Source organism: Mesocryomonas lacus, assembly GCF_055730135.2.
Map to the genome: position 1 here is coordinate 56287 of NZ_JBUZWE020000008.1, position 22550 is coordinate 78836.

Annotated in this window: 17 protein-coding genes; 7 read left to right on the forward strand and 10 right to left on the reverse strand. The window is 68.4% G+C overall.

The window, feature by feature from the left end:
• Window positions 1-15: 15 nt before the first annotated feature.
• On the reverse strand, window positions 16-1260 hold the full coding sequence (locus ACZLZY_RS13805; RefSeq protein ID WP_472934789.1) for an ABC1 kinase family protein: 1245 nt from the start codon (window positions 1258-1260) through the stop codon (window positions 16-18).
• A 370-nt stretch (window positions 1261-1630) separates the two neighbouring features.
• Here ACZLZY_RS13805 and ACZLZY_RS13810 point away from each other — a divergent pair, with 370 nt between their 5' ends.
• Window positions 1631-4015 carry a putative bifunctional diguanylate cyclase/phosphodiesterase gene (locus tag ACZLZY_RS13810; RefSeq protein ID WP_472934790.1) on the forward strand — a complete coding sequence of 795 codons (2385 nt, stop codon included), beginning with the start codon at window positions 1631-1633 and terminating at the stop codon, window positions 4013-4015.
• Window positions 4016-4046: 31 nt separating this feature from the next.
• Here ACZLZY_RS13810 and ACZLZY_RS13815 read toward each other — a convergent pair whose 3' ends face one another.
• The 4 genes from ACZLZY_RS13815 to ACZLZY_RS13830 are packed head-to-tail and all read right to left on the reverse strand — an operon-like array spanning window position 4047 to window position 9218.
• Window positions 4047-4979 (reverse strand): sugar phosphate isomerase/epimerase family protein, encoded by a 933-nt coding sequence (locus ACZLZY_RS13815; protein ID WP_472934791.1) that lies wholly within the window; start codon window positions 4977-4979, stop codon window positions 4047-4049.
• Window positions 4980-5025: 46 nt separating this feature from the next.
• Entirely contained in the window at window positions 5026-6534 is a 1509-nt protein-coding gene (locus tag ACZLZY_RS13820; RefSeq protein ID WP_472934792.1) for a glycerol-3-phosphate dehydrogenase, read from the reverse strand.
• Window positions 6531-8213, reverse strand: coding sequence for an FGGY family carbohydrate kinase (locus ACZLZY_RS13825; protein ID WP_472934793.1), 1683 nt, complete (start codon window positions 8211-8213; stop codon window positions 6531-6533). The genes ACZLZY_RS13820 and ACZLZY_RS13825 overlap by 4 nt, the downstream gene beginning before the upstream one ends.
• A 39-nt stretch (window positions 8214-8252) precedes the next feature.
• A complete protein-coding gene (locus ACZLZY_RS13830; RefSeq protein ID WP_472934794.1) occupies window positions 8253-9218 on the reverse strand; it encodes a sugar-binding transcriptional regulator in 966 nt (321 codons plus the stop codon).
• 300 nt (window positions 9219-9518) lie between these two features.
• On the opposite strand from ACZLZY_RS13830, the gene ACZLZY_RS13835 reads away from it, so the two are divergent.
• The 6 genes from ACZLZY_RS13835 (at window position 9519) to ACZLZY_RS13860 (ending at window position 17137) form a co-directional block, all read left to right on the forward strand.
• Window positions 9519-10169, forward strand: coding sequence for a DUF2291 domain-containing protein (locus tag ACZLZY_RS13835; protein WP_472934795.1), 651 nt, complete (start codon window positions 9519-9521; stop codon window positions 10167-10169).
• Window positions 10166-11701, forward strand: coding sequence for a sugar ABC transporter ATP-binding protein (locus tag ACZLZY_RS13840; protein WP_472934796.1), 1536 nt, complete (start codon window positions 10166-10168; stop codon window positions 11699-11701). The genes ACZLZY_RS13835 and ACZLZY_RS13840 overlap by 4 nt, the downstream gene beginning before the upstream one ends.
• A 27-nt stretch (window positions 11702-11728) precedes the next feature.
• Window positions 11729-12826: an ABC transporter permease gene (locus ACZLZY_RS13845; RefSeq protein ID WP_472934797.1), complete on the forward strand. Its 1098-nt coding sequence runs from the start codon at window positions 11729-11731 to the stop codon at window positions 12824-12826.
• Window positions 12827-12892: 66 nt separating this feature from the next.
• The gene (locus ACZLZY_RS13850) at window positions 12893-13846 is read left to right on the forward strand and encodes a D-ribose ABC transporter substrate-binding protein (protein WP_472934798.1); all 954 of its coding nucleotides are present in this window, start codon (window positions 12893-12895) and stop codon (window positions 13844-13846) included.
• A 55-nt stretch (window positions 13847-13901) separates the two neighbouring features.
• Window positions 13902-15434 carry an FGGY-family carbohydrate kinase gene (locus ACZLZY_RS13855; RefSeq protein WP_472934799.1) on the forward strand — a complete coding sequence of 511 codons (1533 nt, stop codon included), beginning with the start codon at window positions 13902-13904 and terminating at the stop codon, window positions 15432-15434.
• Window positions 15431-17137: a glycerol-3-phosphate dehydrogenase/oxidase gene (locus ACZLZY_RS13860; protein ID WP_472934800.1), complete on the forward strand. Its 1707-nt coding sequence runs from the start codon at window positions 15431-15433 to the stop codon at window positions 17135-17137. Before ACZLZY_RS13855 ends, ACZLZY_RS13860 begins: the two co-directional genes overlap by 4 nt.
• Window positions 17138-17160: 23 nt before the next feature.
• On the opposite strand, the gene ACZLZY_RS13865 is transcribed toward ACZLZY_RS13860, so the two are convergent.
• The 5 genes from ACZLZY_RS13865 to ACZLZY_RS13885 are packed head-to-tail and all read right to left on the reverse strand — an operon-like array spanning window position 17161 to window position 22523.
• On the reverse strand, window positions 17161-18681 hold the full coding sequence (locus ACZLZY_RS13865) for a carboxypeptidase M32 (RefSeq protein WP_472934801.1): 1521 nt from the start codon (window positions 18679-18681) through the stop codon (window positions 17161-17163).
• A 14-nt stretch (window positions 18682-18695) separates the two neighbouring features.
• The gene (locus tag ACZLZY_RS13870; RefSeq protein ID WP_472934802.1) at window positions 18696-19727 is read right to left on the reverse strand and encodes an ABC transporter ATP-binding protein; all 1032 of its coding nucleotides are present in this window, start codon (window positions 19725-19727) and stop codon (window positions 18696-18698) included.
• A complete protein-coding gene (locus ACZLZY_RS13875; RefSeq protein WP_472934803.1) occupies window positions 19724-20752 on the reverse strand; it encodes an ABC transporter ATP-binding protein in 1029 nt (342 codons plus the stop codon). The genes ACZLZY_RS13870 and ACZLZY_RS13875 overlap by 4 nt, the downstream gene beginning before the upstream one ends.
• Window positions 20749-21588, reverse strand: coding sequence for an ABC transporter permease (locus ACZLZY_RS13880; RefSeq protein WP_472934804.1), 840 nt, complete (start codon window positions 21586-21588; stop codon window positions 20749-20751). The genes ACZLZY_RS13875 and ACZLZY_RS13880 overlap by 4 nt, the downstream gene beginning before the upstream one ends.
• Entirely contained in the window at window positions 21585-22523 is a 939-nt protein-coding gene (locus ACZLZY_RS13885; RefSeq protein ID WP_472934805.1) for an ABC transporter permease, read from the reverse strand. The genes ACZLZY_RS13880 and ACZLZY_RS13885 overlap by 4 nt, the downstream gene beginning before the upstream one ends.
• Window positions 22524-22550 lie beyond the last annotated feature (27 nt).

Sequence of the window (22550 nt, forward strand, 5' to 3'; positions counted from 1 at the left end):
GAGATGGCGCTGCGTTCAAAGATGGCGCTGGAGCAGCGCCTTCACATCGACCCGCGCCTTCAGCCGGGCAGCCAGGAGGTAGGTGCCGCCGAACTTGCGCTGGAGGAAGAGCGCGTCGGTGGGGGGAAGGCGCCATCCGTCACGCTCTCCGGCAAACTCCATGCCCTGTTCGCGCAGGTCGCCGAGGATTCGCGTATCGCCGAAGTCGAAAAGCGCCGAGCGCATCAGGGGCTCGGCTGCTCGGTCGAACATCGCCATCACATTGTCCTGGTGGCGCTGCGGCACGGACGCGTCGATCAGACCCATCGAGGTCAGGGCCGCCTTCACGGCTGGCCGGTCGTTGGCGAGCGTCGCCTTGGCAAGGCGTCGGCAATCTTCTGAGAATGCTTCCGAGAAGGCCCGCGTCGCGCCGAAGTCGAGGAGGACGACCCGGCGGCTCTCCCGATCATAGCGGTAGTTGGCCAAGTTCGGATCGGTCTGCATCAGCCGGAAGGTGAAGAGCTCGCGAAACGAGAGGTCGAGGAGGAGCGCGGCCACGCGGTCGCGCTCCTCCTGCGGGGCACTCTCCAGCGTTTCGATCGGCACGCTGTCGACATAGTCCATCGCCAGCACTTCGGGGCCGCTGAGATCGCGGTGGACGGCCGGGAGCCTGAAGTCCGGATCGTCCCCGAGGAGGCCGGCGAAGCGTTCGAGGCAATCGGCCTCGCGCCCGTAGTCGGCTTCCTCGTGCAGCTGCCGCTTCGCCTCGCCGAGCAGCGGGGCGACGTCGAGGTGCCGCGGCACCATGCCGGACATCCGCAGCAGCGTCGCGACATTGTCGACATCGCTGTCGATGCTGCGACGGACGCCGGGATACTGGATCTTGACGGCAAGATCCCGGCCGTCGCGGGTGAAGGCCCGGTGCACCTGGCCGATCGAGGCGGCCGCGATCGGCCGGAACGAAAAACTCTCCAGCCGCTGCTGCCAGCCCGGCCCCCAGGCACCGTCGAGCACCGCCTGCACCTGCTGGCGCGGCATGGGCTCGGCATCGGCCCGCAGCCGCGCCATGATGGCCCCGAGCTCGGGCGGCAGGATGTCGCCGGCCTCCATCGAGATCAGCTGGCCCATCTTCATCGCCGCCCCGCGCAACTGTGCCAGCTGTTCCGTCACCCTGACGACATTGGCCGGGGTCAGGAGCAAATCCTCCAGACGGGGACGGTCGCCCCGCGCAAACCTCCGGGCGCCATCCAGCAGCATGCCCCCGGCAATGCCCGTCGCCATGCCACCCAACCGCGCCAGCCGCGACAGACGGCGGCTGGGAACCGGGGAGCCCGACGATGGGGGATTTCGAGGCGCCACGGCGTCAGCCCTTGCGAGAGAAATGGACAGGCGGCCTGGCGGGCCGCGTACAACCGCATCTGGCCCTCGACCATGACAAGGCAACGGCGGAGGGCTGCGACCCTTCGTCTGGCGGGCCGGCGGCGCACAGGCTGAACGTCTGGCGCCGGCCGGTCGCTTGCGCCCGTCGAAGGTGGCGCCTTTGGGCAGGATGGCGAAAACTGTTATTAGGACGCCATGCTTTGCATTCTATTTTGCCGATCCGCGGTTTCATGTTTAGAGGAATGCAACTCTTCGGCGTGTTACTGGCGGTATGGATAGCTTCCTTATCAATCTTGCGAGCAGCCACTCGCCGCTCTTCGTCGTCGGCGCTGCCCTCATCTGCGCGATCACCGCCTGGTTGATCCTGTCTCTGCTTGAGCAGGCCAGCGTTTCGTCGGGGCGCCAGCGGCTCAACTGGCTGGCGGGCGTTGCCCTCGGCGGCGGCCTCGGGGTCTGGACGACCCATTTCATCGCGATGCTGGGCTTTCGGCCCGACTTTCCCCTCGGCTACAACGCCTCGATCACCGTCGCCTCCGCCATGATCGGCACCGGCCTCATCGGACTGCCGCTCGCCGCCACCGCGCTGACCGAAAACCGCCTTGTCCGGATCGGCTGCGGGGCCGTCGCCGGCGGAGGCGTGGCAGCCATGCACTTCACCGGCATGCTGGCGCCTCAGGGATGCATCGTCTCCCACTCGCCGACCGTCGTCATTTTCGCCACGCTGCTCGGCATCACGCTCTTCGCCCTTGCCTTCGCCATTCCCGCCCATCCGCGGTCGAAGGGCGTTGTGGCCGCCCTGATTGTTGCTGGCGTCTGCGCGGTGCATTTTCTGGCGATGACCGGGGTTTCGATCGCGCCGATCGCCGGCGGCGTTCTGGCGGGGGTCGACCATGTCACGCTCGGCACGGTCGTCGCGGTCATCGCCCTCTGTCTCTTCGCCACGGCCTCCAGCTCCGCGGTTTCCTCCGCCAAGCTGGAGGAGCAGACGCGGCAGGGCGTGCTCCTCAGTGCGGCGCTCAACAACATGTCCAACGGCCTCCTGCTGATCAGCCCCGCCGGCAAGGTCATCCTGCGCAACGACCGCCTTTTGAAGCTCTTCGGCATCGACGAAAGCCACGTGACGATCGGCATGTCGTTGCGCGAATACCTCAACCGCCTCGGCGTCCATCTCGGCTGGAGCGCCATGCGCATCAACCGGGTGATCGAGAACCACATCGCCTGGTTCGCCCGTTCCGACACCACCTATCTCGAGCATTCGCTCGACGACGGGCGGGTGATCAGCGTCGCCTGCCGGCCGATGAGCGGCGGCGGTGCGGTGCTCACCTATGACGACGTCACCGTCGAGCGGAAGGCGCAGAAGGATCTGGAGCGCCTCGCCTTCGTCGACTCGCTGACCGATCTTCCGAACCGCCGGGCGGTCAAGCAGGAGCTGGGCACGGCCTTGAATGTCGGCGAGGAAATCGCGCTGTTGTTCATCGACCTCGATCACTTCAAGACCATCAACGACACGCTGGGCCATGCCGTCGGTGATCAGCTCCTCATCGATGTCGGATACCGCCTGCGTGGGCTCTGTTCGCAAGGCGAGTATGTGGCACGGCTGGGCGGCGACGAGCTGGCGATGATCTCGCGGGGGACAGCGGACGAGGCCGTCAACCAACTGGCCGGGGCGATCGTGGCGGCCATTGCCGAGCCGTTCTCGATACGCGACCACAGCATCGTCATCGGCTGCACCGTCGGCGTCGCCACCACGCGGGACACGCGCGATGCCGATACGCTGATCCAGTATGCCGATCTCGCTCTCTTCCGGGCCAAGTCGAAGGGCCGTGGTCGGAGCCAGCTCTATGAGGCCGGCATGCAGGAGGCGGCCAAGGAACGGCGGCGGATCGAGGGGGATCTTCGTCTGGCGCTGTCTTGCAACCAGTTCAGCCTCGTCTTCCAGCCGCTGTGCCGTATCGCCGATGGCGCCATCATCGGCTTCGAGGCGCTGATCCGCTGGAGCCATCCGGAACACGGGCCGGTCCCCCCCGACCGCTTCATTCCGCTGGCGGAGGAAACCGGGATGATCCTCGAGATCGGCGAGTGGGCGCTCCGGGAGGCCTGCTTCCAGGCCGCGGCCTGGCCGGTCGACGTGCATGTCGCCGTCAACGTCTCGCCGGTGCAGCTTCGCAGCAAGGCATTCGTGCTGTCGGTCGCGAAGGCGCTGGCCGATTGCGACCTCAGCCCCTCGCGCCTCGAGATTGAACTGACCGAGACGGCGCTGGTCGAGGACGGCCTGCAGATCGCCGCCAGCCTTCAGGCGCTCCGCCAGCTCGGCATCCGCGTCTCGATGGACGATTTTGGGACCGGCTATTCCTCTTTCGCCCACCTCGTCGACTTCGACCTCGACCGGATCAAGATCGACCGGTCGTTCGTCCAGGCGGCGCCGGGCAAGGACAGCGCCCGCGCCGTGGTGCGCGCGGTCGTCCAGATGGCGCGGGACCTCGATGTCTTCACCATCGGCGAGGGCGTCGAGACCGCCGAGCAACTGGCGCTGCTGGAACGGCTCGGCTGCGACGCGGCCCAAGGTTACCTGCTCGGCCGCCCGATGCCGGCCGCCGCCGCCCGCGATCTCCTCCGCAGCCAAGCGGTCGAAAAGCAGGCCATCCGGGCCCACTGAGGCGCAAGCCAGCATCCGCTGGCCTTCCTCGTCAGACCGTGAGGTCGCCGGCCCCGCTGTCGATGTGCGGCGCCCAGAAGGCGATGCTCTCGGCGATGGCTGAAATCACCCGTCGGTCGTCCGGCTCGCGCTCCTTGAACGAGAGCTCGAGGCAGATCTCGTTGTCCGCGGCCCCGCCTTGCGCAAAGGCCTCCAAGAGCGCCGCCGGCTGGACGCGGCCGGTGGCGTTGTGCTCGGCGGTGAACGGGCGGTGGCCGCCCTTGTCCATCTTGCTCTGCTTGATGTGAATGATCGGCGAGACCCTCGGCACCGCGCGGGCCCAGGCATAGGGATCGGTGTCGTCGGGATCGGGCGAGGAGACGTCGCCATGGTCGATGTCGGCCATCATCCACATCGGGATCGCCATGTCGGCTGCCGTCAGCCGGTTCTGCAGCGCCATGGTTTCCGCGATGGTATGGCCGAACTCGCGGCCGACCGACATCGGCTCCCAGAAGACGGAGGTGAGGCCCGCCTTCTGCCCGTGCTCGGCGACCTCCGCCCAGCAGTCGATGGCGATGTCGATCAGCTTATCGCGCCGGCGGGGATCGTCGTAGTCGGCATAGGTGAAGATCGCGAACTGGGTGCCGACCGAGGTGCCGCCGAGGTCGGCGGTGATGTCGGCGAAGGTCTTGAACCAGTCGACATAGTAGCGGCGCACGTCGCGGTCGGGATGGCCGAAATGGTTTAGCCGTCCGTAAGGCCCGGTCATGCCGCTGGTCACGCGGACGCCGGTGCGCGCGAGCGCCGCGCCCATCTGACGGGTCAGCCGGCGGATCACCGGCGCTGGCCAGGACGGGTTGATGAACTCGTGCGTCAGTTGCAGGTCGCGGATCCTGAGGTCGCGGGCGACGGTGTCGATCAGGTCGTCCGGGTCGGCGAAGCGGTTGACCAGCGGATTGGTGTTCAGCGACAGCGTCAACGGCATGCGTTGGGTCTCCGGGAGAGGAACAAGCGGGGAGGGCAGCGGGTGGTCAGGCGGCGGACGAGAAGGTCTCGTCGAACCATTGCGTGAAGCCCGCCTGCTCGGCCGGGCTCATGTGCAGCGCCTGCTTGGTGCGCCGCCGCAGGACGTCCTCGGCGGTCTTCGCCCATTCCCGCGCGACGAGGTAGCGCACCTCGCTCTCGTAGAGCTGCGCCCCGAAATGCCGGCCGAGGCCCTCCATCGACTGCGCCGTGCCGATGATCTCGCGGGTCCGCGTGCCGTAGAGCCGGCCGAAATGCAGGACCAGCCCGCGCGGCATGAAGGGATAGGCCGCGCGCATGTCCTCGGCGAACTGGACGAAATCGGCATTGGCGATGTCGCCGCCCGGCAGCACCGCCTCCCGCGTCCAGCTGCCGCCGATCGAGGGGAAGAATTTCGCGATCTTCTCGATGGCGTGCTCCGAGAGCTCGCGGAAGGTGGTGATCTTGCCGCCGTAGATGCTGAGCATCGGCGCGCCGTCGCCCTCGTCGAGATCGAAGCTGTAGTCGCGCGTCACCGCCGAAGGATTGCCCTGGCCGTCGTCGAACAGCGGCCGGACGCCCGAGAACGTCTCGATCACGTCCTCGCGCCGCAGCTTTTCCTTGAAGTAGCGGTTCACCGCGGTCAGCAGGTAGTCGATCTCGGCCGCATCGGCCGTCACTTCCTCGGCGCGTCCCTCATAGGGAATGTCGGTGGTGCCGATCAGCGCCCGGTCGCCCTCGTAGGGGTTGATGAAGATCACCCGCTTGTCGTGGTTCTGGACGAGATAGGCGTGCTGGCCTTCCCAGAACTTCGGCACGATGATGTGGCTGCCCTTGACGAGGCGCACGTTGCGCCGGCTGTTGCGCCCCGCGACGCGGCCGACGATGTCGTTGACCCAAGGGCCGGCGGCATTGACGAGGCAGCGGGCCCGGACGGTGCGCACGGCGCCTGTCGCCTGGTCGGTCAGTTCGATCGTCCAGGCGCCGTCGACGCGGCGGGCGCTGGTGCAGGCGGTGCGGGTGAGCACCTCGGCGCCCTTGTCGGCAGCGCCGACGGCGTTGAGGACGACGAGCCGCGCGTCGTCCACCCAGCAGTCGGAATACTCAAAACCCTTCGGATACTTGTCGAGGATCGGGGCGCCCTCGGGGTCGCGGGTGAGGTCGAGGGTCCGCGTTCCCGGCAGGCGCTTGCGGCCGCCGAGATGGTCGTAGAGGAAGAGGCCGAGCCGGACGAGCCAGGCCGGGCGGTCGTCCGGGCTGTGCGGCAGCACGAAGCGCATCGGCCAGATGATGTGGCTGGCCGAGGCCAGCAGCACCTCGCGCTCGATCAGCGCCTCGCGCACCAGCCGGAACTCGTAGTATTCGAGATAGCGCAGGCCGCCATGCACCAGCTTGCCGGAGCGCGACGACGTGCCTTCGGCGAGATCCCCCTTTTCGCAGAGGATCACCGAGAGGCCACGGCCGGCAGCGTCCCGGGCAATGCCCGCGCCGTTGATGCCGCCGCCGATGACGAGGAGATCGACCATGGTTTCCGTCATCGGGCTCGTTCCGTCTTGTTCGTTATCACGGTGTCGGCAGGATCGGCCGACGGCGCGGTATCGGCGGTGTCCACCGACAAGAGGCTGTCGGCGGGTTCCGTGCCGGGGGGAGCGCCGGGATCGGCGCGCGGGGTCATTTGCCGCCCTTCGGCCATCGCCTGCCAGGTCGGCTCGAGCGCCCGGCGGGCGGTGGCGTAGACGGGGAAGAGGCGCCGATAGGTGCGCGCCAGCGCCGGGTCCGGCATCTCCGGCGGGCCGATCAGCGGCACCACCCATTCGGCGATGCAGGCTTCCATGTCGGGGTAGGCGCCAATGGCGACGGCCGCCATCATCGCGGCACCCGCGGCGCCCGCCTCCTCGCGCTCGGACACCCGCACAGGTGCGCCGACGGCGGCGGCGAGGACCGCGCGCAGTGCCCGCGATCGGGCCGCCCCGCCGGTCAGCCGGAGCTCGCGGGGCATGTCGCCCATCGCCGAGTAGCAATCGCGCGCGGCCATGCCGAGGCCCTCGACGACGGCGCGCAGCAGATCGGGGAAGCGGTGGCCGCTGGACAGGCCGATGAAGCCGGCTCGCGCATCGGAGTTGACGAAGGGGCCGCGCTCGCCGGCGGAAATGTAGGGGTGGTACAGGAGGGCGCCCGGCTCGCTCTTCGCCAGCCAGCCCTCGATCCGGCCGACCAGCTCGGCTTTCGGCACCGCGGGGCCGAATTCGGCGATGAGGTCGGCGGCAAGGCCCAGCGCCCAGTCGATGTTCAGCGTCGCCGCCATGTTGGTCTGGACTTGCGTCACGATCCCCGGCAGCGGCAAGGCGATGACGTAGCCCGTCCCCTCGGCGTTAAGGACGATGTCCTCGCTCCGCACGGCGCGCATGTGCACGCCGGTGGAGCCGACCGTCGAGCAGGCGGCGTCGCGATCGCCGGTGTGGACGCCGGCGCCAAGCGCCGTCATCACCATGTCGACATAGCCGAGGCTGACCGGCGTGCCCGCGAGAAGGCCCGTCGCGGCGGCGGCCCCGGCCGACAGCGGATGCGTCGTCATCGTGCCGTCGACGATCTCCGGCAGCAGCCCACGCCGGGCCCGCAGGCCGAGCCCGTCGATCACGGCATCGTCGTACTGGCGGTTGCGGAAATTGCCGAAAGTGAAGCTCGCCTCGGAAGGGTCGGTCGCCCTGATGCCGGTGAGGTTGAGGTAGAGCCAGTCCTTGCAGTGCAACGCGACCTCGGCGCGGTCCAGCAGCTCCGGCGCAACAGTCGCCATGTGCGCCAGCTGGGCGCCTTGCTGGCAGGTGTTGAGACCGGTGCCGGTCGCCTCGAAGCGCTGGCGCTCCGTCCCGAGCGCAGCCAGCCGGCGGACGGTCGGCGCCGAGCGGGCATCGAGCCAGAGCCAGGCATCGCTCACCGGTACGTTGTCGCGGCCGACGAGCCAGGTCCCGTCGCCTTGGCCGGTGACGGCAACGGCAGCGGTGCGCCGGGCGAGGTCCGTCACCTTGTCGCCGAGCGCCCGGAGCGCCGCGGCGCAGTCGTCCCAGGTCTGCCCGAGCGGCTGCGTCGCCGCGCCGTCGCTGGTCTCGGCGTATCGGTTGAGAACGGAGGCCGACGCCAGCTGCCGTCCGCTAAGGTCGAAGGCGACCGCCTTGATCACCGAGGTGCCGGCATCGATGCCGATCAGGATGTCAGCCATGCCGGCGGCTCCCGTCGTGAAGGGTCATGGCGTCAACGTTCATGGTGTCCGATCTTCCATCAGGGCCTTGGCCGACCGCTCGTCGGTGATCAGGCCCGTGAGGTAGCCGCTGTTCAGCACCGAGCGCATCGCGGCGATCTTGCTGGCGCCGCCGGCGAGAGCGACGATGCGTCGGCCGCTCAGCTGCTCCAGTCCGAGCGAGACGGTGCGGGCCGTCAGCGAGGTCTCCACCGGCCGGCCGGCCTCGTCGAAGAAGTGGCCGAGCATTTCGCCGACGCCGCCGCGCTCGCGGACTTCCTCGATCTCCTCGGTCGAGATCATCTGCGATGAGACGAGCTGGGCGTCAGGCTGAGCCGAGCCGAGGCCGATGAACATCAGGTCGGCGCTGAGGGCCAGATCGAAGATGTCGCTGACGCCCCGCTGGTCGCGCAGGATCGCCCGGTCGCCGGCGCTGTTGGCGAAGAACGGGATCGGCATGACATAGGCGGCAGCGCCCGTCTTCTCGGCCAGGCGGTGCATGACGTCGTGCGGGTTGGCGGCGTAGTTGCGGGTCAGGCCGCCGGTCAGCGAGACGAAGCGCACCGCGCCCGGATCGGTCCGCGGCATGTCGGCGACCGCGGCGGCCAGCGTGCGTCCGTGGCCGAGGCCGATGATGCCGCTCTTCAGCCGGTCGATTTGGCGGCCGAGAAAGGCCGAGCCGGCGGCGCCCAGCGCCCGCAGCGGCAGCCCGTCCTCGTAGAGGTCCGGCACCACTTCGCAGGAGGCGAGCCCAAAACGCTCCGCCATCGCGCTTTCGAGGAGAATGCAGTCGGCGATGTCGCCGACGATCGACACCTTCACCGCGCCGTTCTGATAGGCCCAGCTGATCAGCCGGTGCGCCTTGACGCTGGAGACGCCGAGCCGCTCGGCGACCTCGACCTGGGTGAGGCCGGCAGCATAGTGCAGCCAGGCCGCCCGGATGGCGAGGCTGTCGTCAACGTCCCGCTTCGTCCCGCCCCGCGCCATTCATTCGCCTTGCCGCACTGTGCAGTGCAATATCTTTCACAAAAAGAAATTTATTGCATTTTACGGCGACATGTCAACAATATCGGCGCAGCGTAAGCATACGCTCCAGCCGCGGCGGCAGACGTCGAAGGCATGGCGCGGGCCCGTCGGCAAAGGGTGTGCAACGATCGAAGGTCGTTGACGCACTGCCCGTGGAGGCGGGTCTGGCGGATGAGAGCACGGCTCGGATCTCGCCAGGCTCGAGGGCGGATCGGGGCGCGGCGATCAGGGCGGTCGACGGGCGGGAATGGGAGGCACGGAATGAACCAGAGCATCGCCAAGCGATCGAGGCCGGCGGTCAGCACGAAGACCGTCGTCGCATCGGTGTTCGTCATCGCGCTCCTTGCGGCGATGGCCCTCGACACGACGGTCGTCCACAAAGGCTCCGAGCAGGATGTCCAGGCCGACGTCTTCTCGGCGGAGGCTTTCGGCCCCGCGCATTTCCCCGAGGTCCAGGCCGACGTCGAGAAGCGGGCGACGGAAGCCGCGCCGCTCGCCGCCGCGATCGCCGCCGACAAGGCCGCCGCCGGCAAGCAGTACGGCGTCGCCGCCGGTGCCGGGCCGGTGATCCCCGTCAAGTTCACCGGCGTCGTCGGCGAGGGCAAGTCCGGCATCTACCCCGTGGCGGTCGAAGGCCTGCCACCGGAGGTGAAGGTGCGCGTCCAGACCGGTCCCGCGATCAACGGCACGGACCTGCGCGATGCCACCGGCAAGATCGTGTTCGGCCAGTTCGTCAACCAGATCGAATACCAGGACGCCGGCGCGGCCCTCAACAACGAGATGAAGAAGGTCGTCCTGTCCGGCCTCGATACCACGGGCCTTGCCGGCAAGACCGTCGAGGTCGTCGGCGTGTTCAAGCTGGTCAACCCGAAGAACTGGCTGGTCACGCCGGTGCGGATCCGCGTCCCATGAGCGCGGCGCTCACGCCCGCCATCGGCACGGTAACGCTCTCGGCCCGCAACGTCGCCAAGGCCTATGGCAACATCCATGCGCTGAAGGGTGTCAATTTCGACGTCCACCGCGGACAGGTGACGACGCTGTTCGGCGAGAACGGCGCCGGCAAGTCGACGCTCATGCGGATCCTATCGGGCGTCACCCCGCCGACCTCCGGCGAGATCCTCCTGGACGGGCAGCCGGTGACCTTTGCCAACGCGTCGGAGGCGAGGGCGCAAGGCATCTCGATCATCCACCAGGAGCTCAGCCTCGCGCCGAACATGAGCGTGCGCGACAACATCTTCATGGGCCGCGAGCTGCGAACCGCAACCGGCGTCGACTTCGCCGAGGAGGAGCGCCAGACCCGCCGGCTGATGGAGGAACTCGAGGAAGACATCGATCCGCTGACGCCAGTCGAGGATCTCCGCCTCGGCCAGCAGCAGATCGTCGAGATCGCCCGGGCCCTGTCGGTCAATTCCCGCATCCTGATCATGGACGAGCCGACCTCGGCGCTGTCGGCCTCCGAGGTCGAGGTGCTGTTCACGGTGATCCGCGACCTCAAGAGCCGCGGCGTTTCCATCGTCTACATCTCCCACCACCTCGAGGAGGCGCTGCAGATCACCGATCACGCCGTCGTCCTGCGCGACGGAGCGATGACCGCCTATGCCGAGCGCAAGGACATCGATCTCGAATGGATCGTGCGTAACATGGTCGGCGAGAACTTCGACCTCGGCTCGCCGCCGACCGGCCATGCGATGGGCGAGGTCGCGCTGTCGATCGAGGATGTCAGCATGCCCGATGCGGCCACTGCCGAGCGGTCCGTGGTCGACCGCCTGTCTTTGTCGGTGCGGACGGGCGAGATTGTCTGCATCTACGGCCTGATGGGTGCCGGCCGCACCGAGCTTCTGGAATGCGTGGCGGGCCGGGGCAAGGTCAGCGGCGGCCGCGTGCTCCTCGACGGGCAGGACATATCGCGGCTCACCATCGCCGAGCGCATCGGCCGGGGGCTGGTGCTGGTGCCGGAGGACCGGCAGCGCGACGGTCTCGTGCAGACGATGTCGGTCGGCGAAAACCTGTCGCTCGCCAGCATCGGCACCTTCACCAAGGGGCTCTTCACCTCCCGCAAACGCGAGCAGGGGCTGATCTCCGACGCCATCCGCAACGTCCACATCAAGACCGGTGGCGGCGAGGCCCCGATCGGCTCGCTGTCGGGCGGCAACCAGCAGAAGGTGGTCATCGGCAAGATGCTGGCGACCGGGCCGAAGGTCGTGCTTCTGGACGAGCCGAGCCGCGGCATCGACATCGGCGCCAAGGCCGAGGTGTTCCGCCTCCTCAGCGAGGGTGCTCAGAAGGGGCTGGCGGTGATCTACTCGACGTCGGAGGTCGGCGAGTGCCTCAGCATCGCCCACCGCATCATCGTCATGCACCGGGGCCGGATCTCCGCCGAGTTCGGTTCGGACGCCAGCAAGGAAGAGATCATGGCCGCCTCTGGCGAAGCCGTGGTCCACTGACCCTATGAGACATCCGGAGTTTCGGCCATGAGCGACACCACCAAAGCCAACAAGCGCTCCCGCCTGGAAGCGGCCGGCGACGGCGTGGACATCGGGCGCCTGCTGCTCGAGGGACGCGCCTTCTTCGCGCTGATCGCGATCATCGTCGTGTTCTCGGTGCTGTCGCCGTTCTACTTCTCGACCGCCAACTTCCTCATCATGTCCTCGCACGTGGCGATCTTCGGCCTCCTGGCCGTCGGCATGCTGCTGGTCATCCTCACCGGCGGCATCGATCTGTCCGTCGGCTCGACGCTCGGTCTTGCCGGCGTCATCGCTGGCTATCTCATGCAGGGCGTTTCGCTCGACTGGTTCGGCGTGGTGCTCTACCCGCCGGTCTGGGTCGTCGTGATCATCACTTGCGCGGTCGGGGCCTTCGTCGGCCTCATTAACGGGGCGCTGATCGCCTTCTTCAAGGTCCCGGCCTTCGTCGCGACGCTCGGCCTTCTCTACGTCGCGCGCGGCATCGCGCTCCTGATGACCAACGGGCTCACCTACAACAATCTCGGCGGACGGGAGGAGCTCGGCAATACCGGCTTCAACTCGCTCGGCTTCGACCGGCTGTTCGGCGTGCCGATCGGCGTCTTGATCCTCGCGGTCGTCGCCATCGTCTGCAGCCTGATCCTGACCCGCACCGCTTTCGGCCGCTGGGTCTACTCGACCGGCGGCAATGCGCGCGCCGCCGAACTCTCCGGCGTGCCGGTCAAGCGCGTCCAGGTCCTTGTCTACGTCATGTCCGGCGTCTGCGCGGCGATCGCCGGTCTCGTCCTGTCCTCGCAGCTGACCTCGGCCGGCCCGACCGCGGGCACGACCTACGAGCTGACCGCGATCGCCGCGGTGGTGATCGGCGGCGCGGCGCTGACCGGTGGCCGCGGCAACATCCGCGGCACCATGCTCGGCGCCTTCGTCATCGGCTTCCTGTCCGACGGGCTCGTCATCATCGGCGTCTCGTCCTACTGGCAGACCGTGTTCACGGGCTCGGTGATCGTGCTCGCCGTGCTGCTCAACTCCATCCAGTACGCCAAGCGGCCCAAGCGCGTGAAGGCCGCAGGCGTTCCACCGACTGCCTCGCAGGGAACCGCGGCCTGAAGGCCGCGGGCGAGGGGTACCGCCGGGATCACCGGCACAACGACAGATCAACCAGGGAGAGAGACTATGCTGAGCAGAGGTAAGAGCCTTTTGATGGCGGCGGCGGCCGCCTTGACGATTTCCGCGTTCGCGATGCCCGCCTGGGCCGCGGGGCAGATCTCGATCATCGTCAACGATCCGTCCAACCCCTATTGGCTGACCGAAGGCAACGTCGCCAAGGCCGCCGCCGAGAAGCTCGGCTACACCGCGACCGTCGGCGCCCACAAGGGCGACACCAACAGCGAGAGCAACCTGATCGACACCGCGATCACCAACCAGTCGGTCGCGATCATCCTCGATCCCGCCAACGCCGACGGCTCGGTCGGCGCAGTGCAGAAGGCCGTCAATGCCGGCATTCCGGTGTTCCTGGTCAATGCCGAGATTAATAAGGAAGGCCTCGCCAAGGCCCAGCTCGTTTCCAACAATGCGCAGGGCGCCGCGCTCGGTGCACAGCAGTGGGTCGAGAGCGTCGGCGACAAGGGCAAATATGTCGAGCTGTTCGGCTCGCCGTCCGACAACAACGCCCAGACCCGCTCCAACGGCTACGAGACCGTGCTCAGCCAGTATCCGGACCTCGAAAAGGTCGGCAGGGAAGTCGCCGACTGGGACCGCACCAAGGGCTACACCAAGATGCAGAGCCTGCTGCAGGCGAACCCCGACATCCAGGGCGTCATCTCTGGCAATGACGAGATGGCGTTGGGCGCCATCGCCGCGCTGAAGGAAGCCGGCAAGCTCTCGACCGTCAAGGTCGGCGGCTTCGACGGCTCGCCGGACGCCGTCGCCGCCGTGAAGGCGGGCGAACTCCAGTACACCGTGCTGCAGCCGGTCGCGATCTTCTCCGAGGAAGCCGTCAAGCAGGCCGACAGCTTCATCAAGACCGGCAAGACCGGCGTCGCCACCGAGAAGCAGCTGTTCGACTGCCTGATGATCACCAAGGACAATGTCGGCGACTACACCGGCCCGTTCGTCCTCAAGCAGTAACTTCAGGACGGGGGCGCCGCGCCGGCGCCCCCGTTTCCTCATCGGAAAGAACGCCATGCCCAGTCTGCTCGGCATCGACAACGGCCTGACGGTCACCAAGGCGGCGCTGTTCGATATCGACGGCACGCCGCTCTCGGTCGCCCGGCGCCGGGTGCCACAGTCGATCCCGCGCCCCCGTCACGTCGAGCGCGACATGGCGGGCCTCTGGAGCGCGACGGCAGAGGCCATCACTGAGGCCATTGCCGCGAGCGGCCGGACGGCGGACGACATTGTCGCGGTCGCCGCGACCGCCCATGGCGACGGTCTCTATCTCCTTGATCGCGACCGCCAGCCGCTCGGGCCCGGCATTCTCTCGCTCGACAGCCGCGCCGGCGACATCATCGATGAATGGGCGAGGGACGGCGTGCCGGCGCGGGCGCTCGCGCTCACCGGACAGCAGCCGCACGTCTCGGCCCCCTCGGCGCTGCTCGCCTGGATCGCCCGGCACGAACCCGAGCGCTTCGCTGGCATCGGTCACATCATCGGCTGCAAGGACTGGCTGCGCTTCTGCCTCACCGGGGTCATCGGGACCGACCGCACCGAGGCCAGCACCTCCTTCACCAACGTCCACACCCAGGACTACTCCCGCGAGGCGCTGGCGCTCTACGGCTTGGAGGCGCTTGAGCACGCGCTGCCGAAGATCTCCCACTCGGCCGAGATCGTCGGCCGCGTCACCGCGGCTGCAGCGAGCCTGACCGGCCTTCGCGAGGGCACGCCGGTCGCCGCCGGCCTGCACGACGTGACAGCATCGGTGCTCGGCATCGGCGCCCACCGTCCGGGCGTCGTCGGCGTCGTCGCGGGCACCTATTCGATCAACGAGGTGGTCTCGGCGGAACCGAAGGTCGACGCCCGCTGGTTCTGCCGCAATGCCATCGAGCCCGGCCTCTGGAACAACATGTCGATCTCGCCGGCCTCGGCGGCGAACTATGACTGGTTCCTCGATACCCTCTGCCGGCGCGAGCAGGACGCGGCGCTGACCGACGGCGGCTCGATCCACGCAGTGCTCGCGCGCGAGATTGGCGCGGCCTTGAACCGTCCATCGACGCTCCTCTTCCACCCCTATCTCTTCGGCTCGCCGCATGGCGACCGCGCCAGCGGCAGCTTCATCGGGCTGCACGGCTGGCACGACCGCGGCGACATGCTGCGCGCCGTGCTGGAGGGCATCGCCTTCAACCACCGCACCCATGTCGACGCCTTGCGGGATGGCTTTTCCGTCGAGGCCGCGCGGCTCACCGGGGGCGCCGCGCGCAACCCGGCCTTTGCGCAGATGTTCGCCGACGTGCTCGGCTTGCCCGTCACGGTCACCGGCACCGACGAGGCCGCCGCCTGGGGCGCTGCGCTCTGCGCCGGCCAGGCGGCGGACGTCTACGCCTCGGTCGCGGACGATCCGCGGAACCAGGAGGAAGACGCCATTACCTATCGCCCGGACGGCGCCCGTAGCGCCGCCTATGACAACCGCTTCGCCCTCTACAACCGGATCACGGAGTCGATGAAGAGCCACTGGCCGGAGATCGAGGCGCTGGCGGCGGTCGGCGGGGACATGCGATGAGCGCGCTTCTGACGCCCTTGTCAGACCACGCCGCGCGGCGTGCCGCGCTCGACGGCGGTGAGGTCGACGTCGTCATCCTTGGCGGCGGGGTCAACGGCGCCGGCCTGTTCCGCGATCTCTGCGAGCAGGGCCTGCGCTGCCTCATCGTCGACAAGGGCGACTTTGGCGGCGGCACGAGCGCTGCGCCCTCGCGGCTCATTCATGGCGGCCTCAAATATCTGGAGACCGGCGAGTTCGGCCTCGTCGCGCAGTCGACGCTGGAGCGCAATCTGCTCTTGCGCAACGCGCCGCACTGCGTCACCCCGCTGCCGACGCTGATCCCGATCTTCAGCTGGGGCCGCGGCATCGGCGCGGCGCTGCGCACGCTGCTGGGGTCGACCACCGCCCCCCGCAGCCGCGGCGCGGTGCTGATCAAGATCGGCCTTGCCCTCTACGATTTCTACGGCGCCCGCAGCCGGGTGATGCCGCGCCACCGGATGCTCGGCCGCAAGAAGGCGCTGCGCGAGATGCCAGCGCTGACCGGCGCCATCGTCGCCGCCGGCACCTATTACGATGCGCAGATCACCGCGCCCGAGCGGCTGGTTCTCGAACTGGTGGAGGACGGTCTTGCCGCGAGCCCCGGCTCGGCCGCCGCCAACTGGACAACGCTGACCGGGTGCGAGGCGGGTGTGCTTTCCTTCCAGCCGGAAGAGGGGGCGGGTTTCTCGGTCCGGCCGCGTCTGGTCGTCAACGCCGCCGGACCCTGGATCGATAAGGTCAACGCCGCGCTCGGCGCGCCCTCGAAGATGATCGGCGGGACCAAGGGCTCGCACATCCTCCTCGACCACGAGGAACTGCGCCGGCAGCTCGGCGGCCAGATGATCTACTTCGAAGCGGATGATGGTCGCATCTGCCTCGTCTACGATCATCTCGGCAAGGTGATGGTCGGCTCGACCGACATTCCCGCGACCGATCCCGAGGCGGTCACCTGCGAGGCGGAGGAGATCGACTATTTCCTCGGCTGCCTCAGCATGCTGCTGCCGGGCCTCACCTTCTCCCGCGACCAGATCGTCTACGCCTATAGCGGCATCCGGCCGCTGCCGGCCTCCAACGCCGCCGAGCCCGGCCTGATCAGCCGCGACCATTCGGCACCGGTCGCAGAGCCGGACACGGGGCGGCCGTTCCCGATCGTTTCGCTCGTCGGCGGCAAGTGGACGACCTTCCGCGGCTTTGCCGAGGAGGTCACCGACACGATCCTCGCCCGCCTTGCGAAGGCGCGGCAGCGCTCGACGCGCGAGCTGGCGATCGGCGGCGGGCGGGACTTTCCGGCTAGCGCCGACCGGTCGGGCTGGGTCGCAAAGCTGGCGGGCGAGACCGGCTTGCCGGCGGCAAGGATCGACGCCTTGCTGGCGCGCTACGGCACGACGGCCTCTGTCATTGCCCGGCACTGCGCGGCTGAGGGTGACGATGCCCGCCTGCCGGACGCCGACGGTGTCAGCTTTGCCGAGATCGGCTGGATCGCCGGGCATGAGCAGGTGGTGCATCTCGAAGACCTCGTGATGCGCCGGACGACGCTGGCCGTGACGGGATCGCTGACCCCGCGCAACCTCGAGGTGATCGCCGGCGTCATGGCAAGAGCGCTCGGCTGGCAGCCGGCCCGCACCGCGCGCGAGGTCGAGGCGGCGAGGACGCTGCTGAACGGCAAGCACGGCTTGCAGCTCTAGGCTGAACAGGTCGCGCCTCCCGGCTACGCCGCCGATAGCGCATCCACCTTGCGGGTGAGATCGGCGAGGTAGGGGGCAAGGTCGAGGCCGGAGCCCGTCGCGCGCTGCAGCGTCTCGGCCGGGCTGGAGGCGCGGGCGTGACGATGAACCTTGTCGCCGAGCCAGGCGGTCAGCGGACGGTAGTCGCCGTCTTCGAGACCAGCCGCGACACCCGCATCCTTCTCTGCCGCCGCGAAGAACTGCGAGGACATGATGTTGCCGAGCGTATAGGTCGGGAACGAGCCGACCATGCCGGACGACCAGTGCACGTCCTGCAGGACGCCCAGCGTATCGGAGGGCACGTCGAGGCCGAGGCTGTCGCGCATCTTCTCTCGCCACACCGCCGGCAGGTCGTTGACGGCGATGTCGCCGGCCATCAGTCCCGCCTCGATCTCCGAGCGCAGCATGATGTGGAGGTCGTAGGTCAGCTCGTCCGCCTCGACGCGGATGAGGCTCGGGCGAACGGCGTTGACGCCGCGCCAGAACGTATCGGCATCGACGCCGGCCAGCTGCTCGGGAAAATGGTCGCGCAGCTCGCCGAAATGCAGCTCCCAGAAGCGGCGGGACCGGCCGACGCGGTTCTCGTAGAGCCGCGACTGCGACTCGTGCATGGCAAAGCTCGCCCCGCCGACGGCATAGAGGTTGACGAGGTCGGAAGAGAAAGCCGAGCGGGAAAATTCCGGCGCGATGCCTTGCTCGTAGATGCCGTGGCCGGCCTCGTGCCAAACCGCGAACAGCCCGCCCTGCAGGAAATTCTCGCGGTAGCGCGCGGTGATCCGCACGTCCTGTGGCGAGAAGCTGATCTCGAACGGGTGGACGGTCTCGTCCAACCGGCCACGCGCGAAGTCGAACCCCATGCGTGCCGCCATGGCCTGGCCGAACTGCTTCTGCCGCTCGACCGGGAAGGCGCGGGCGAGAAAGTCCGCCGCCGGCTGGTCGATCTCGCGGGCTCTCGCCACCAGCGGCAGGAGGCCTGTCTTCAGTTCGGCGTAGACCGACTGCAGGCGCGCCCAGTCGAGCTCCGGCTCGTACAGCGCGATCAGCGCGTCATAGGGGTGGCCGACATAGCCGATCGCCTCCGCCATTTCGCGCTGGATGGCAATGGTGCGCTGAAGCAGCGGCGCAAAGCCTTTGAAATCATCGTCGCGCCGTGCCGCCGCCCAGGCGGACTGCGCCACCGTCTTCAGGCTCGCGGCCTCCTCGATCAGCGCCGCCGGGATGCGCTTCAGCGTGGCGACGGCCGCAGCCGTCGTCTCGACCGCGCGGCGGTCGAGGCTGTCGCCGGGTGCCTGGCCAAGTTCCTGCTGCGCGGCCTCGATCGCCCCGGCGAACGCGTCGCCCGTCGCGAGGTCCCGGGCAAGACCGGTCAGCGTCGCGATCTGCGCGCCGCGGGCGGTGGCGCCGCCGGCCGGCATCATCACCCGCGCATCCCAGGTGAGAAGGTTGATCGCCGCCAGGATGTCGTACAGGCGGGCGGTTTCGCGGTTGAAGGCGGCAAGGGTCATGAAGGCTCCGGGGGTCAAAGGCCGGCGGCGGACAGCGCGATCGCCGGGTCGCCGCCATCGGGCAAGTGGCAGGCGGCGCGGTGGCCGGGTCCGCGGTCCATCAGGTGCGGCCGCTCCACGCGGCAGCGGTCGAAGACGAGGGGGCACCGGATCGAGAACAGGCAGCCCTGCGGCAGGTTCATCGGGCTCGGCAATTCGCCGCGGGCCGCGGCACGGCCCGGGCGCCGGCCGGGTTCCAGCACCGGCGCGGCGTCGAGGAGGGCGCGGGTGTAGGGATGGCGGGGGTTTTCGAACAGCGCCTCGGTCGGTCCGGTCTCGACGATCTTGCCGAGATACATCACCGCCACCCGATGCGAGATGTGCCGGACGATCCTGAGGTCGTGCGAGACGAAGACGATGGTCAGCGCCAGCTGTTCCTGCAGCTGCAGCAGGAGGTTCACCACCTGCGCCTGCACCGAGACGTCGAGCGCCGAGACGATCTCGTCGGCGACCAGAACCTCGGGCTCGACCGACAGCGCCCGGGCGATGCCGATGCGCTGGCGTTGTCCGCCGGAGAACTCGTGCGGGTAGCGCCCGGCCGCATCCGCCGGCAGCCTTACCATGGCGATGAGCTCGGCGATGCGGGCGGGGATATCGGCTTTCGGCCGCATACGGTGGACGGCGATCGCCTCGCCGAGGATCTGGCCGACGGTCATCCGCGGGTTCAGCGAGGAGTACGGGTCCTGGAAGATCATTTGGACCCGGCGATTGAAACTGCGGCGCGCCAGCGATGCGAGTTCGCCGATGTCGCCACCCTCGAAGCGTACCCGCCCGTCGTCGGGCTCGAGCAGCCGCACCAGGCAGCGGGCGAGCGTGGACTTGCCGCAGCCGGACTCGCCGACGATGCCCATCGTCTCGCCGCGCATGACCTGGAGATTGACGCCGTTGAGCGCATGCACGGCGCGGGCCGGCTTGCCGCGGAGCGCCGACAGCATGCTGCGCGGCATGCGGAACTCCTTCGAAAGCTCCTCGACCGAGAGCAGGGGCAGTTCGCGAACGATGCTCATGCGACGAGCCTAGCTGCAGCGGCCACGGTATCGGCGTTGAAGCATGCGGTCTTCCGGTTCGGCGCGACCTCGACGAGAGCCGGCCGCTGCTCGGCGCAGATCTCCGTCGAGAACACGCAGCGCGGCTGGAACGGGCAGCCCGGCGGGATGGCGGAGAGCGGCGGCGGCGTGCCCTCGATCGAGAACAGCGGGGTGCGGCCGGCACCCCCGCGCGGCACCGAGCCGAGCAGGCCGTGGGTGTAGCCATGCCGCGGACGGGCGAAGACATCGGCGACGGTGCCGGTCTCGACAATGCGGCCGGCATACATCACCGCCATCCGGTCGCAGAGGCCGGCGACGACGCCGAGATCGTGCGTGACGAAGACGACGCTCATCGCCAGCCGGTCCCGGAGGTCGAGGATCAGTCGGAGGATCTGGTCCTGGATGGTGACATCGAGCGCCGTCGTCGGCTCGTCGGCGAGCAGGAGTTTCGGGTTGCTGGCAAGCGCGATGGCGATCATCACCCGCTGGCGCATGCCGCCGGAGAATTCATGCGGATAGTCGCCGAGCCGGCTGGCGGCGGCGGGGATGCCAACCATGTCGAGCAGTTCGACCGCGCGGGCCAGGCGCTGCTGCCGGTCGAGCCCGGTATGCGCCTTGAGGTTCTCGCCGATCTGCAGGCCGACGGTCAGCACCGGGTTCAGGGCAGCCATCGGCTCCTGGAAAATCATCGCGATCTCGCCACCGCGCACCTGCCGGAGCTGGCGCTCGGGCAAGGCAAGAATGTCGCGGCCTTGCCATTCCACCCTCCCGGAGACCTTTCCGGGGGCGTGGATCAGCCGCGTCAGCGAGCGCAGCGTCACGCTCTTGCCCGAGCCGGATTCGCCGACGAGGCCAAGGATCTCGCCCGGCATCACCTCGAAGCCGACATCGTCGACCGCCGTCACGGTGCCCTGTCCGGTCTCGAAGCGCGTCGTCAGTCCGGCGACCTTCAGCAGTGGCGCTGTTGCCGAAGCGGCAGCAAGAGGGGTGGTGAGGGCCGTCATCGCTTGGTCCTCAGAAGTTCGGCAAGGCCGTCGCCGACAAGGCTGAAGCCGAGGCCGGTGAGGACGATGGCAATGCCCGGGAAGACCGCGATCCACCAGGCGGTCGCCATGAAGTTCTTGCCGTCGGCGATCTGCACGCCCCATTCGGCCGCCGGCGGCTGGGCGCCGAGGCCGAGATAGCCAAGGCTCGAGCCGAGGAGGATCGCCAGGGCCATGTCGGTCATCCAGTAGACCAGCGCCGGCGTGATGGCGTTCGGCAGGAGGTGGCGGAAGATGATCCGCAGCGGCCCGTAGCCCATGGCGCGGCCGGCATCGGCATAGTCGAGGCGCTTCTGCACCGCGATCTCGGCGGCCACGAGCCGGGCATAGAACACCCAGCCGACGATGCCGACGGCGATGTACATGTTGCCGAGGCCCGGCCCGAGCGCGGCGACGATGGCGATGACGAGGACCAGGAAGGGGAAGGTGATGACGGCGTCGACCACCCGGCCGAAGATGCTCATCGCCAGTCCCCCGGCATAGCCGACGAAGGCGCCGACCAGCGTGCCGAAAACGAAGGCCGGAACGGTCGCGAAGACGGCGATCTGCATGTCGATGCGGTAGGCATGGATGACGCGCGACAGGCCGTCGCGGCCGAAATTGTCGGTGCCGAAAGGATGCGCGAGGCTCGGCGGCGCCATGATCGCGGTATAGTCGAAGGCGAGCGGATCATAGGGCGCGAACAGGTGGGGGAAGAAGGCGAGGGCGAGGCTGGCAAGAATGATCGCGCCGCCGCCGATCAGCGTCTTCGGCAGCCGGGCGCGGCGCTTGGGAAGGGAGCCTGCGACGGCGCTCATCGGGCAACCCTCGGGTCGAGCCATGCCTGGACGATGTCGGTGAGGAGAAAGGTCAGCGAGACGAGGAGCGCCAGCGCCAGCGTCAGCCCTTGCACGACGGGATAGTCACGGCCGTAGATCGAATCGATCATCAGCCGGCCGGCGCCGGGGACGGCGAAGACGGTCTCGGTTATCACGGCGCCGCCGAGAAGGGTGCCGATCGACAGGCCGAACAGCGTGACCGTCGAGATCAGCGCGTTGCGCAGCACATGGCGGACCATCACCAGCCGCGCGGACAGCCCCTTGGCGCGGGCGAAATCGACATACTCGGCGCCGACGACGCCGATGATCGACGCGCGCAGATTGCGCATCAGCACCGCCGAAAGGCTCAGCGCCAGCGTCACCGCCGGCAGGAAGAGGTGATGGAGATGGTCGAGAAAGCCATCCCCATAGCCGCCGACGGGAAACCAGCGCAGCTTGGCGCCGAAGACGGTGAGGAGGATGATGCCGATGTAGAAGATCGGCATCGACAGCCCGACCTGGAACACGCCGCGGATCGCCGTATCTGCTGCCCGGTCGCGCTGCAGCGCGGCGACGAAGGCGAGCGGCAGCGCGAGGACGAGCGCGATCAGGCCGGCCAGGCCGGTCAGGAGCAGCGTCACCGGCAGTTTCTGCAGGACGAGGTCGAGCACCGGCACCTTGAGGTGGATCGAGGTGCCGAGGTCACCCTCGGCGAGATTGCGGACGAAGAGCGCAAACTGCACTGGGATCGGCTGGTCCAGCCCGAGCTCGGTGTTGATCCGCGCGACGTCCTTGTCGAGCGCCCGATCGCCGAGAATGGCGCTGGCCGGATCGCCCGGCAGCAGCCGGACGAGGGCAAACACCACCACGAGGATGAAGGCAAAGGTCGGGATCAGCTGCAGTGCGCGGCGAAGAATGAAGCCTGGAAGAGCCAAACAGCCGATCCCGATCGAAAGAATTGC